Below are 12,800 nucleotides of genomic sequence, written 5' to 3'. Positions count from 1 at the left end.
GGTGCGTGTTCCACGACCACCCCGGGGTCGTGGAACACGCACCAAGGTCGTGCAGTGCCGCCGAGGGTCGTGCAGGACCACCACCCACACAACCATCGCGCCGAGCAAGCCGGCCAGTAGCCGAGTGAGCCGGCCAGTAGCCGAGTGAGCCGGCCAGTAGGCCCCGACACTCCGCCCCAAGGCACCACGTTCACGCCGACAACCCTCGAATCACAGCGGTGGGGCCCGCACGCGCTGTGTGCGGGCCCCACCCTTGTCTCAGCAGGTGCCGACGTATGCGGCTGATGTGTTACAAGCCCAGCTCGCCGGAGAAGTCACCCTCTTCCAGGCGCTTCTTGACGGTCATGAGGTACCGGGAGGCATCCGCTCCGTCAACCAGGCGGTGGTCGTAGGACAGCGACAGGTAGCACACCGAGCGCACCGCGATCACCTCGTTGCCATCAGCGTCCTTGACCACGCGCGGCTGGCGGGTGATCGCGCCGAGTCCGAGGATGGCCACCTCGGGCAGGTTGATAATCGGGGTGTCGAACAGGGCGCCGCCGGAACCGGTGTTGGTCACCGTGAAGGTCGCGCCGGACAGCTCACCCGGATCGACCTTGTTGTCTCGCGTGCGGGCCGCCAGGTCATTGATGCGCTTGGCCAGGCCCGGGATGTTCAGGTCGCCGGCATTCTTCACCACCGGCACGTACAGGCCCCGGGGCGTGTCCACCGCGATGCCGATGTGCTCCACATCGTGGTAGGTCACCTGGTTGTCCCCGATCGTGGCATTGATCTTCGGGTGCGCCTTGAGCGCCTCCGTGGCGGCAGCCACGAAGAACGGCAGGTAGGTGAGCTTGGTGCCGTTGCGAGCCAGGAACTCGTCCTTCACCCGCGCGCGCAGGGCGGCAATCCGGGTCACATCCACTTCAACGACGGTGGTCAGCTGCGCGGAGGTCTGCAGCGAAGTCATCATGCGCTCGCCGATGATCCGACGCAGCCGGCTCATCTTCTCGGTGTGGCCGCGCAGCTCGCTGTCGGTTGCGGCCTGCGCACCGCGCGACTGCGTCGCGCCCGCCGGGGCGTCAGGGGCCACCGCCTCAGCGGGCGCCGCCGCTGCCTGCTGGGCGGCAGCCTCGGCCTCGGCCTTGGCTGCGGCCGCAGCCTCCACATCCTGCTTGCGGATGCGCCCGCCCACACCGGTACCGGTTACCTCGGCGAGGTCGACGCCACGCTCCCGGGCGAGCTTGCGCACAATCGGCGTGACGTACGCGGCCGACGGCGGCGCCGCAACGGGTTCCGCCGGGACGGCGGCTGCCTGTGGAGAGGCAGCGGGCGCTGCGGGTGCCTCAGGTGCCGCGGGTGCCGCAGGAGCCGAGGGCTCTGGGGCGGCCTCCTGCGGCGCCGGCGCGGCTCCGCCGCCGCCCTCGGCGGCCTCGCCCACAATCGCCAGCACAGTGCCGACCTCGACGGTCTCGTCCTCGGCAACGCGGATCTCGAGCAGGGTTCCGGCCACCGGGGAGGGGACCTCGGTGTCGACCTTGTCAGTGGCGACCTCAAGCAGCGGATCGCCGACCTCAACGGTGTCACCCACGGACTTCAGCCAGGAGGAAACAGTCCCCTCGGTGACCGACTCGCCCAGAGCGGGCATCTTTACAGGCTCGGACATGATGGAATCTCCGTCTCTTGTGATTGGTAGGTGTGATGACTGGTTTCAATACCTGAGTGCATTGGCCGAGTGCTGCGACCGACTTCGGCGCCTCTGCAGGTTCGTGGCCGCGACAGCCTCAGCCGTGATTGTGCAGCGGTTTGCCGGCCAAAGCCATGGCAGCCTCGCCGATGGTCTCGTTCTGCGTGGGGTGTGCGTGCACCAGCGAGGCGACGTCGTTGGCGTCGGCCTCCCAGGACACAATCAGCTGCCCCTCGCCAACCTGCTCGCCCATACGCGCTCCAATGGCATGGAATCCAAGGATCGGCCCGTCCTTCAACGACACCAGCTTCACGAACCCCTGGGTGCCCAGGATCTGGGACTTGGCGTTCCCGGCGACGTTGAACTGACTGGTCACGATGTTCTGCGCGCCGTGCAGCTCGGCGGCCCGGGCCTCGGACAACCCCACGGAGGCGATCTCGGGTTCGCAGAAGGTCACCTTGGGGACCTTGACATCGTCCACCGGTTCGGGATCCATGCCGGCGATCCGCTCGGCGACGGCGATGCCCTGGGCGAAGCCGCGATGCGCCAACTGCACGCCGGGCACGATGTCGCCCACGGCCCACACCCCGGAGACATTTGTGCGGCCGTACGGGTCAGTGAGCACGAAGCCGCGGTCCATAGCGACCCCAACCTCCTCATATCCGAGATTCGCCGTTGCCGGACCGCGGCCGACGGCGATCAGCAGCACCTCGGCGTCGATTACAGCACCGTCGGCGGTGCGTACCTTGACGCCATCACCCGTGCGCTCGACGGACTCGAAGCGTGTGCCCACACGGAAGCCGATCCTCCGCTTGCGGAAGGCGCGCTCAAGCTGCTTGGAGATCGCCTCGTCCTCATTGGGAACCAGGTGCGGCAGCGCCTCGATGATGGTGACCTGCGCTCCCATGGACGCCCAGGCGGAGGCGAACTCCACGCCAATCACTCCGCCGCCCAGAATCACCGCGGAGGCGGGGACGTGGTCAAGCTCCAGAGCCTGCTCGGAGGTCATAACCGGCCCTGAGATCTCCTGGCCGATGGTCTTCGGGTAGGAGCCGGAGGCGAGAACCACGTTCCGCCCCCGGTAGCGCCTGCCCGCCACCTCCACGGCGTCGGCCGCCACCAGACGGCCCCAGCCGCTGACCAGGTCGATGCCGCGGGAGGAGACCAGGCCCTGCAATCCCTTGTACATACGAGTGACGACGCTGTTCTTGTACTCCTGGACGGCAGGCATGTCGATGCCCTCGAAGGCGGCCCGTACGCCTACGGCGGCCGCCCCGCGGATCGCATCGGCAGTCTCCGCCGAGTGCAGAAGTGCCTTGGTGGGCACGCAGCCGCGGTGCAGGCATGTGCCACCCACCTTGTCCGCCTCGATCAGTGCCACGCTCAGCCCCAGCTGGGCACCGCGCAGCGCCGCGGCATAGCCTCCTGAGCCGCCGCCCAGGACCACCATGTCATAGAGCCTGCCTTCAGCGGCATTAGTCCCGTCAACAGCACTGGCATCAGTCATGTGATTACTCCTTGTGGGTGGCTAGTTGGTGGCTTGGCTGGAGGCCAGCCGGTGGTGCGGCGTGCGGCACCGACGTGATTGGCGGCTGGCACAGGCGGCCGGCGGCGGGCGCCGTGTCGCAACCGGGGACCAGAGTCCCAGACAGCCTACGTCATCGCCAGACGCATCACATACCCGCCGAGGGCGTGTTTGCGGGCTCAGCGCTCGGCGGTACCCGGCTGAGCGGCGCGGTCCTCCAGGAAGGCCAGTAGCGTGGCTACGCCAAAGCCCGTACCGCCCTGCGGAGTCAGTCCCCAGGCGGCCTTCTCGTTGTAGGCGGGACCGGCGATGTCCAGGTGCGCCCACGGAGTGTCGCCCACGAACTCGCGCAGGAACAGGCCCGCTACGAGCATGCCGGCGGCCCTGCTGCCCATCACCGCGTTGCGCAGGTCGGCGAAGGGCGAGTCCAGGCCGGCCCGCAGGTACTCCGGCAGTGGCATGGGCCAGAAGTCCTCGCCGGCACGCGTGGCGGCGGCGATGACATCCTCCCGCGCGTCGCCCATCACGGCGGCGGTTCGGTCTCCGAGCGCCACGATCTGGGCGCCCGTGAGCGTGGCGACGTCCAGTACGACGTCGGGCCCCTGTGCGACCGCCGCCGCCAGGGCATCTGCCATTACCAGCCGCCCCTCCGCGTCGGTGTTGGTCACCTCCACCGTGCTGCCGTCGAACATGGTCACCACATCACTGGGCCGCTGCGCGGAGCCACCGGGGAGATTCTCCGCCAGGGCGAGCCAGGCGGTCACCCTCACCGGCAGGGCCAGGCGGGCTGCTGCCAAGGTGGCGGACAGCACCGCGGCCGCGCCGGCCATGTCCGACTTCATGCCGGGCATCGACGCCGGGGGCTTGAGCGAGAGACCACCGGAGTCGAACGTGATGCCCTTACCAACCACGGCCACGTGCGCCACCTTGCCGCGACGCGGCCGAGGGCTCCACTCCAGGCGGACCAGCCGGGGCGGGTGCACGGATCCCTGCCCCACCCCTGAGATGCCGCCGAATCCCTCCTTCAGCAGCCGCTTGTCGTCGTAGACCTCAAGGTCCAGTCGGCCCTGACGCCCGCCGACCGCATCGGCGGCCTGGCGGGCATGATCGGCAAAGGCGGCCGGGGTGAGCCGGGCGGGCGGATCGTTGACCAGGTCCCGGGCTTCTGCAACGGCCTCGGCCAGGATGCGTGCCCGGTTGAGCACCGGTGCGGAGGAGTCCTCCGGGCTGCGCCGCAGCAGTGAGCGCGGGGCGGGAGCCAGTGGCGTCAACACCGTGACGCGGGCCAGGGGAGCGGTTGAAGCCGGAACACGGCGCGACCACGCGTAAGCCCCCTCCAGGGCGCCCTCGGCGACGGCGGCCAGCCGCTCAGCGGTATCCGCGGGCAGGGCGAAGACGGCATGTCCCGTGCCAGCCAGCTCGCGCGCGGCGCGCCCCGCGGCCCGGCGCAACGCGGCACTGTCGGATGCATCACCGGTGCCGACTACCAGCAGAGTCGGGGCGAGGTCGCTCCGGTCGCCGTCCAGCGCCGCCGCGGGTATCCGGACAACCGTGTCGATGGCGGCAGTGAAGCCCAGGGGCCCTAGCAAATCCGGCAGTCCACGCAACTGTGGTGTCTGCTCCGCACCGGTGCCCGCGGTGAGCAGCACCGGGGCGTCGGCGTCAGTGCGGGCGGCCAGGACCAGGACGTCGCCGCCCGCCGCAGTGGGCAGCAGGCTGGAAGTCATAATCTCAGTCATGCGGGAATGGTAACGTCACAGGGCCGGACCAGCGCCAGGGCGTCGTCCGGTTTCCCGGTCCGAGCCACGGGCCCGCAGTTCAACACGAGGTCAGTTACTGCATGGATGAGTCTTCCCAGCCGCGGGCTCTGAACGATACGCGCCGCCCTGCGCATGGTTGGGGGCGCGCACTCGTCGGTGTATTCGCGGTATTCGGTCTGGTGATCCTGGTTCCCGCGTTCATTACCCTTGCCCGGGCGGGTGCGGGCGGCCGACTGCCCGCCGCGCTCAGTGTGCTCGCCGGCCTGGGCTACCTGCTCCTGTCAGTGGCCGTGGCCCACAACGGTCGCCGTATGCGCCGCGTGGGCTGGGCCTGCCTGCTGCTGGAGGCGCTGGGGCTGCTGGTGGCGAACCTCGCCGGCTTCGCCGGCACCGCCTGGTCGCAATGGGGTACGGCACTGTGGTACCTGCCGGTGCTGTTGCCGCTGGTGGGCGGGATACAGCTCTGGCTGGCCGACCCGCGCCGTATCGTGACCAACGCCGAGCGCATCACGGATATCTCCGACACCATTCAAAACAGCGTTCACCGCGATCGCTCCTAGACGGATCAACGAACCGGCGGCCCGGCCGCGCTGCCGCCGGGCCGCCGGCGTCCCGGGCGGCTTCCCCTGTAGCCGCCCGGGCGGCGTCAGCGCTTGAGGTTGTCGACGCTGATGGCCAGGCGCTCGGTGGTCGGCGAGTCCAGTCCCCACACCTGGGCGTAGAAGCTCAGCTCGTCCTGAAGCGCCCGGTGCGCATTCGCTGCCAGGTTGAAGCCGTGACCCTCGCCCGGGAACACATCCAGTGCCACCGGCAGGCCCTTGGCCTTCACGGCCTCGTACATGCTGGTGGCCTGCTCCGCCGGGATGATCGGATCCGCGCTGCCCTGCAGAAGCAGGAGCGGGGCGTGAATGGCGTCGGTGTGGCTGAGCGGCGAGCGCTCGGCGTAAACCGGATCATGCAGGTCCTCGGCGCCCACCAGGCGCTGGATGTAGTGCGACTCGAACTTGTGGGTCGTACGGGCCAGCTGCGCGAGGTCGGCGACGCCGTACAGGGAGGTGCCGGCACTGAACAGCTCGGAGCGGACCAGCGCCGCTAGCGCCGTGAACCCGCCGGCGGAAGCGCCGCGCACCGCGATACGGGCAGGGTCGATCTTGCCGGAGGCGGCCAGGAACTCCGCTCCGGAGACGACGTCATCGACGTCGTAGACCCCCCACTTGCCGTTCAGCAGGCGGCGGTAGTCCGAGCCGTAGCCGGTTGAGCCCCGGTAGTTCACGGCGAGGTAGGCGAAGCCGCGGCTGGTCCAGAACTGGATGCGCAGGTCGTAGCCGGCCCGGTCCATCGCCGTGGGGCCGCCGTGTACGCCCACGATCAGGGGCGGTAGCTCATCCTCAGGGCCCACGTAGGCGGCCGATGCCGGCGGGTAGAAGAAGCCGTGCGCGGTAGCGCCGTCGGTGGTGGGCCAGGACACGGGCTCGGCGAAGGAGATACCGGCGTCATAGGCGTTGAAGTCACCCGAGCCGCGCAGTATCTCGACTTCCTGGCCGCGCACCTCGACGATGCTGGGCAGCTCGGTCTCACTGCCCGCGAGCATGACCACGCGCCCGGCGGAGGAGGCGACGTTCCCCAGTGGCTGCCAGCCGACGTTCCACTCCTCCAGCTCACCGTTCGAGAGCTTGACGGTACCCAGGTGCCACACGCCGTCGCGCGCCCACGAGGCGATCAGGTGCTCGCCGTCAAGCACGTCGAAGTGGTGCGGGCCCAGGACCCAGGCCGGAGACGTGAAGGTCGCGTCGACCGGGTGCAGGGGGCGGGTGCGCAAGGACTCGGTCCAGCCCTCGCGGTTGGTGCCGCGACGCGGGAAGCCCTCGGTGCGGTACAGGTTCCAGAAGCCCGATGCATTGGAAACGTGCACGAGCTCGCACTCCTCGGTCCAGCGCGGCTCGGACACCGAGTAGCCGGTGCCGCCGTCCACTACGGCCTGGGAGCCGATGGTGCCGTCGGGGCGCAAGTCGCCGACGTGCAGCGTGGCGTTGTCCCACGGCATGCCGGGGTGGTTCCAGGTGATCCAGGCCAGGTGCTCGCCGTCGGGAGACAGGGTTGGGGAGACCACGAAGTCCGTGCCTGAGACCACCGTGGTCACGGCGGAGTCGTCGCGCGCTCCCGAGCCGTCCAGGGGGATCGCCACCAGTGAGTTGACCGGCTCCCCCTCGCCCCGGTGGTCCTCGCGTACGGCGTAGACCAGGCCGCGCGCCGTGTCGATCTCCAGGTCGCCGTGGCGGACGTCGCCGTAGATGGTCAGCGGCACCAGGCCGCGCAGGCGGTGGGCGACGTCATAGCGATACAGCCGCCCGTCACCGGCGTGGGAGACGACGATGATGCCGGAGTCTACGGCGTAGGCGCGGCCACCGTACTCGTGTACCCGCGTGCGGGCGTCCACCAGCTCGTCGGACGGGGTCAGTGGCAGCACCTCGCCGATCTGCCCGTCTCCGTCACGACGCAGCAGTACCTGGCGCCCGGCCTGTGAGGCGCGCTGCTCCACCCAGTAGGTGTCCCCGCCGTCCACTCGCACCTGTGACAGGGACAGGGTGCGGGTGGTGATGGTGCCGGGGGTGATCGGCGAGGGCCAGGTCCCGTAAGGCGCTGTCGTGCTCATCGTTCCTCCTGAGGGCGGTGCGGCTGCCGCCACCCGCCCGGGCTGCGGGCGGGAGATACGGTCAGGAGCCAACATTACGTGCTCCGCGGGCCCTGCGGGCGAGTCCTTGCGGGTCGTGGCGCCGGGGCCGGGCGGATGTGCATATGCTGAGAGGCATTTCCGACGGCGCGCCCGGACGCCGTGTCAGACCGGAGTTCACCACCAGGAGGAGCTGCGTCGATGAGTGAAGACACTGCCACGTCCGGTGCGCAGGAGCGCGGCGCACAACAGCTGGTGAGCCTCCCCGCGACGCCCCTGCTGTCCGGTATTCGGCGGCCCGGTGACCTGCGGCGCCTGAACAGCGAGCAGATGGAGGAGCTGGCCGAGGAGATCCGCCGCTACCTCGTGGCCACGGTGGCGCGCACCGGCGGCCACTTGGGGCCGAACCTCGGGGTCGTCGAGCTCACCCTCGCGCTGCACCGCATATTCCGCTCCCCACGCGACACCATCGTCTTTGACACGGGCCACCAGGCCTACGTGCACAAGCTGCTCACCGGTCGCCAGGACTTCAGCCGCCTGCGTGAGCGCGGCGGCGTTTCCGGGTACCCCTCCCGCGGCGAGTCCATCCATGATGTCGTGGAGAACTCGCACGCCTCCACCGCCCTGTCCTGGGCGGACGGCATCGCCCGCGCCAATCGCCTCCAGGGCCGCGATAAGCGGCACATCGTGGCGGTTATCGGCGATGGTGCACTGACGGGCGGTATGGCCTGGGAGGCGCTGAACAACATCGCCGACTCCGCGGACAAGCACCTGGTAATCGTGGTCAACGACAACGGCCGGTCCTATGCACCGACGATCGGCGGGCTCGCCCACCACCTCGACGCCCTGCGCACCAACCCCGGCTACGAGCGCATGCTCGCCGGGGTGAAGCACACCCTGCTGTCCCAGGGCGCGCCGGGGCGGGCCGCCTTCGAGGCGCTGCACGGGCTCAAGCGCGGCCTGAAGGACATCCTGGTGCCCTCGGCGTTCTTCGAGGACCTGGGCATCAAGTACACCGGCCCGGTCGACGGGCATGACGAGACCGCCCTGGAGTTCGCCTTCACCCGCGCCCGCGAGTACGCGGAGCCGGTGATCGTGCATGTGATTACCCAGAAGGGTCGCGGCTACACCCCTGCGGAGGAGGACGCGGCAGACCGGTTCCACGCAGTCGGGCGCATTCACCCGGAGACGGGACTGCCAGTGGTTCCCTCCAGGTTCGGGTGGACCGCCGTCGTAGCCCAGGAGCTGCTGCAGCTGGCGCGCGCCGACAAGCGGATCGTCGGGATCACCGCGGCCATGCAGCAGCCGGTGGGCCTGCAGCCAATGGCGGACGCGCTGCCGGAGCGCGTCATCGACGTCGGTATCGCCGAGCAGCATGCACTCACCAGCGCCGCCGGCATGGCCTTCGCGGGCATGCACCCGGTGGTAGCCCTGTACGCGACCTTCCTGAACCGGGCCTTCGACCAGGTGCTAATGGACGTGGGACTGCACCGGGCCGGCGTGACGATACTGCTGGATCGGGCCGGTATCACCGGCACTGACGGGGCCAGTCACAATGGCATGTGGGATATGGCGCTGCTGGCGCACGTGCCGGGGCTGCACCTGGCGGCCCCGCGTGACGAGGACACGCTGCGGCAGGCCGTGCGCGACGCGGTCGGGGTGGACGACGCCCCCACGGTGGTGCGCTATCCGAAGGGCTCATTGCCCGCTCCGCTGCCGGCCGTGCGCACCGTGGGGGAGGACGGCGGGCCCTTCGGCGCCGTGGACGTCCTGCTCGACACGGCGGGGGAGCGGCCGGTGCTGCTGGTCGGAGTCGGGGCCATGGCGGGCAGCGTGCTCGACGCCGGCCGGAGCCTGGCCGCAGAGGGGCTGGCCGTGCGCGTGGTTTGTCCGCGGTGGCCCGTGCCGGTGCCGCCCGCGCTGGTTGAGCTGGCGCGCGCCGCGGGCGGCACGCTCGTGGTGGAGGACGGCCTGGTTGAGGGAGGCATGGGCTCGCAGCTGCGGGACGCAGTTGAGGATGCGGCGCTCGCCGACGGCGCCGAGCGCGTGCCGCGGGTGGCCCGGCTGGGGGTGCCGCGTCGCTTCCTGCCGACGGCGGAGCGCGGCGAGCTGCTGGCCGAGTTCGGCATGGACCCGGGTGGTATCCGCGCCGCCGCACGGAAGCTGCTCCGCGTCTAGGACGTCTAGGACGCCAGTCCCACGCCTGGAGGACTTGCACTGGTTGTGCGCAGCTGTGAGCCCGGTCTCGGACGGGCTCCGGTGCGTGCCGGGACCGGCGCGGGGCGGGGCGCTGGTGCTGTGGCCAAGTGCCGTGGCCTGGTGCCGCGATCTGGCGCTGTGCCCGTAGCGCAAGCCCGACGCCCCGCGCAGTCGCGCCGACTCCGCCGCGCCCCGCTAGGCGTAGCGGAGGCCTGAAGAGGTGCGGGCGCGCGCACCCCGCAACGACGTCGGGGACTTAAGTCCTAACTCGGTGGCCGCTGGTGTTTGCCTGTGAGTGATCCCACCGGGCCGCATTGGGGCGACCTAACACAAGCCGGGACGTCTGGCCTAGGCTGGTGTCGACGGCGCAACGATGTACCGCCGCGCCTCACAAGGGCGCAAGCAATCGGGTGGCCCGGGCCACCCACCCTATAGGAGGGCACGGATGACCACCGAGGTCACAGCATCCGCTACGGCGGAGGAGACCACCAGCCGCGACGCGTGGGAGGGCTTCGCCACGGGACCGTGGGCCGAGGACATCGACGTTCGCGACTTCATCCAGCGCAACTACACGCCCTACACGGGCGACGCATCGTTCCTCGCCGGCGCCACGGACAAGACCCTGCGCCTGTGGGACACCCTGGAGAAGAACTACCTGTCCGAGGAGCGCAAGGTGCGCATCCTCGACGTCGACACCCACACCCCGTCGGACATCGACGCGTTCCCTGCCGGATACATCAGTGAGGACGACGACGTCATCGTCGGCCTGCAGACCGACTCCCCGCTCAAGCGCGCCATGATGCCCAACGGCGGCTGGCGCATGGTGGAGCAGGCGATCAAGGAGGCCGGCAAGGAGGTCGACCCCGAGGTCAAGAAGATCTTCACCCGCTACCGCAAGACGCACAATGACGCCGTCTTCGACATCTACACCCCACGTATCCGGGCCGCACGCTCCAGCCACATCATCACCGGCCTGCCCGACGCCTACGGCCGCGGCCGCATCATCGGCGACTACCGCCGGGTGGCGCTGTACGGCGTCGACCGCCTCATCGAGCTCAAGCAGAAGGCCAAGGACGCCGTGGTGGACAAGCCCTTCTCAGAGCACTGGGCGCGTTACCGCGAGGAGCACTCCGAGCAGATCAAGGCCCTGAAGAAGCTCAAGAACATGGCCGCCTCCTACGGCTTTGACATCTCCGGCCCCGCCAAGGACGCGCACGAGGCCGTCCAGTGGACCTACTTCGCCTACCTGGCCTCGGTGAAGTCCCAGGACGGCGCGGCGATGAGCATCGGCCGCCTGTCGGCCTTCCTGGACATCTACTTCGAGCGCGACCTGAAGAACGGCGTGATCGACGAGTCCCGCGCCCAGGAGCTCATCGACAACATGGTCATGAAGCTGCGCATCACCCGCTTCCTGCGCACCACCGACTACGACCAGATCTTCTCCGGCGACCCCTACTGGGCCACCTGGTCGGACGCCGGCTTCGGTGAGGACGGCCGCCCGCTGGTCACCAAGACCTCCTTCCGGCTGCTGCAGACCCTGCGTAACCTCGGTCCCGCCCCCGAGCCGAACATCACCATCTTCTGGAACGAGGACCTGCCCCAGGGGTACAAGGACTTCTGCGCGCTGATCTCCATCACCACCTCCGCCATCCAGTACGAGGCCGACGAGCAGATCCGCGAGCACTGGGGCGACGACGCCGCCATCGCCTGCTGCGTGTCCCCGATGCGGGTGGGCAAGCAGATGCAGTTCTTCGGCGCTCGCGTCAACGCCGCCAAGGCGCTGCTGTATGCCATCAACGGTGGCCGTGACGAGATGACCGGCAAGCAGGTCGTCACCGGCCTGCCCGGTGTTGAGGGCGACGCCCCGCTGGACTTCGACGAGGTCTGGGACAAGTACGAGAAGATGCTCGACTGGGTGGTCGGCACCTACGTCGAGGCGCTGAACATCATCCACTACTGCCACGACCGCTACGCCTACGAGTCCATCGAGATGGCGCTGCACGACTCCGAGATTGTGCGCACCATGGGCTGCGGCATCGCGGGACTGTCCATCGTCGCCGACTCCCTGAGCGCCATCAAGTACGCCAAGGTCACCCCGGTACGCGACGAAACCGGTCTGGTGGTTGACTACGTCACCGAGGGCGATTTCCCGATCTACGGCAACGACGACGACCGCGCGGACGAGATCGCGGCCACCGTGGTACACACCATCATGTCCAAGATCAAGGAGCAGCCCTTCTACCGGGACGCGATCCCGACCCAGTCCGTGCTTACCATCACCTCGAACGTCGTCTACGGCAAGGCGACCGGTTCCTTCCCCTCCGGCCACAAGAAGGGCACGCCCTTCTCCCCGGGCGCCAACCCGGAGAACGGCATGGACACCCACGGCATGGTGGCCTCCATGCTCAGCGTCGGCAAGCTGGACTACAACGACGCCCTTGACGGCATCTCCCTGACCAACACGATCACGCCCCAGGGCCTGGGCCGCACGCTCGACGAGCGCGTGGCCAACCTGGTGGGCATCCTCGACGCCGGCTTCGTTCCCGACGAGGGCGCCGAGGTCTGATTCCGCCGCCCAGGTGGTCGCGAGGCACTAGACCATTCGAATACAAACACCTCACCTCACTCAGAAAGGGGCCTGCTATGGCCACGTACGAAGAGCGCCTGGAGTCCATGAAGGCTCAGCGCGACGACAACGGCGGCGTCAAGGGGCTGTACCACGCGAACATCAACGTGCTGGACCGCTCCACCCTCGAGGACGCCATGGAGCACCCGGAGAACTACCCCAACCTGACGGTTCGTGTCTCCGGCTACGCTGTCAACTTCGTCAAGCTGACGCGGGAGCAGCAGCTTGACGTGCTCAACCGCACCTTCCACGCCGGCGCCTGAACCGCCACCGGTGAGGGACTCAGATGACTGAGACCATCACCCCGAAGCGGACGGGCGGCCGGGACCAGGACTTCCTGGCCCCGGCCGCCC

General features: G+C 69.2%; 8 protein-coding genes. 4 read left to right on the top strand and 4 right to left on the bottom strand.

Annotated features, from left to right (window positions below; translation table 11 throughout):
• Window positions 1–289 precede the first annotated feature (289 nt).
• From sucB to GZ997_RS01945, 3 genes are all read right to left on the bottom strand, one after another.
• Window positions 290–1,645 carry a 2-oxoglutarate dehydrogenase, E2 component, dihydrolipoamide succinyltransferase gene (gene sucB / locus GZ997_RS01955; protein ID WP_162678640.1) on the bottom strand — a complete coding sequence of 452 codons (1,356 nt, stop codon included), beginning with the start codon at window positions 1,643–1,645 and terminating at the stop codon, window positions 290–292.
• A gap of 118 nt (window positions 1,646–1,763) precedes the next feature.
• Window positions 1,764–3,173: a dihydrolipoyl dehydrogenase gene (lpdA, locus tag GZ997_RS01950; RefSeq protein WP_162678639.1), complete on the bottom strand. Its 1,410-nt coding sequence runs from the start codon at window positions 3,171–3,173 to the stop codon at window positions 1,764–1,766.
• A 197-nt stretch (window positions 3,174–3,370) separates the two neighbouring features.
• On the bottom strand, window positions 3,371–4,930 hold the full coding sequence (locus GZ997_RS01945) for a leucyl aminopeptidase (protein WP_238994183.1): 1,560 nt from the start codon (window positions 4,928–4,930) through the stop codon (window positions 3,371–3,373).
• A 101-nt stretch (window positions 4,931–5,031) separates the two neighbouring features.
• Here GZ997_RS01945 and GZ997_RS01940 point away from each other — a divergent pair, with 101 nt between their 5' ends.
• Window positions 5,032–5,511: a hypothetical protein gene (locus GZ997_RS01940; protein ID WP_162678638.1), complete on the top strand. Its 480-nt coding sequence runs from the start codon at window positions 5,032–5,034 to the stop codon at window positions 5,509–5,511.
• A gap of 86 nt (window positions 5,512–5,597) precedes the next feature.
• Here the strand turns inward: GZ997_RS01940 and GZ997_RS01935 are convergent, their stop codons facing one another.
• Entirely contained in the window at window positions 5,598–7,604 is a 2,007-nt protein-coding gene (locus GZ997_RS01935) for a prolyl oligopeptidase family serine peptidase (protein WP_162678637.1), read from the bottom strand.
• A 219-nt stretch (window positions 7,605–7,823) separates the two neighbouring features.
• Here GZ997_RS01935 and dxs point away from each other — a divergent pair, with 219 nt between their 5' ends.
• From dxs to grcA2, 3 genes are all read left to right on the top strand, one after another.
• Entirely contained in the window at window positions 7,824–9,800 is a 1,977-nt protein-coding gene (dxs, locus tag GZ997_RS01930) for a 1-deoxy-D-xylulose-5-phosphate synthase (RefSeq protein WP_162678636.1), read from the top strand.
• 466 nt (window positions 9,801–10,266) lie between these two features.
• On the top strand, window positions 10,267–12,387 hold the full coding sequence (locus GZ997_RS01925; RefSeq protein ID WP_162678635.1) for a pyruvate formate lyase family protein: 2,121 nt from the start codon (window positions 10,267–10,269) through the stop codon (window positions 12,385–12,387).
• Window positions 12,388–12,464: 77 nt separating this feature from the next.
• A complete protein-coding gene (grcA2, locus tag GZ997_RS01920) occupies window positions 12,465–12,710 on the top strand; it encodes an autonomous glycyl radical cofactor GrcA2 (protein ID WP_136194409.1) in 246 nt (81 codons plus the stop codon).
• Window positions 12,711–12,800 lie beyond the last annotated feature (90 nt).

The sequence above is a fragment of the Actinomyces sp. 565 genome (genome assembly GCF_010365615.1).
Classification (GTDB): domain Bacteria; phylum Actinomycetota; class Actinomycetes; order Actinomycetales; family Actinomycetaceae; genus Actinomyces.
This window is presented reverse-complemented; position numbering and strand designations above follow the sequence as displayed.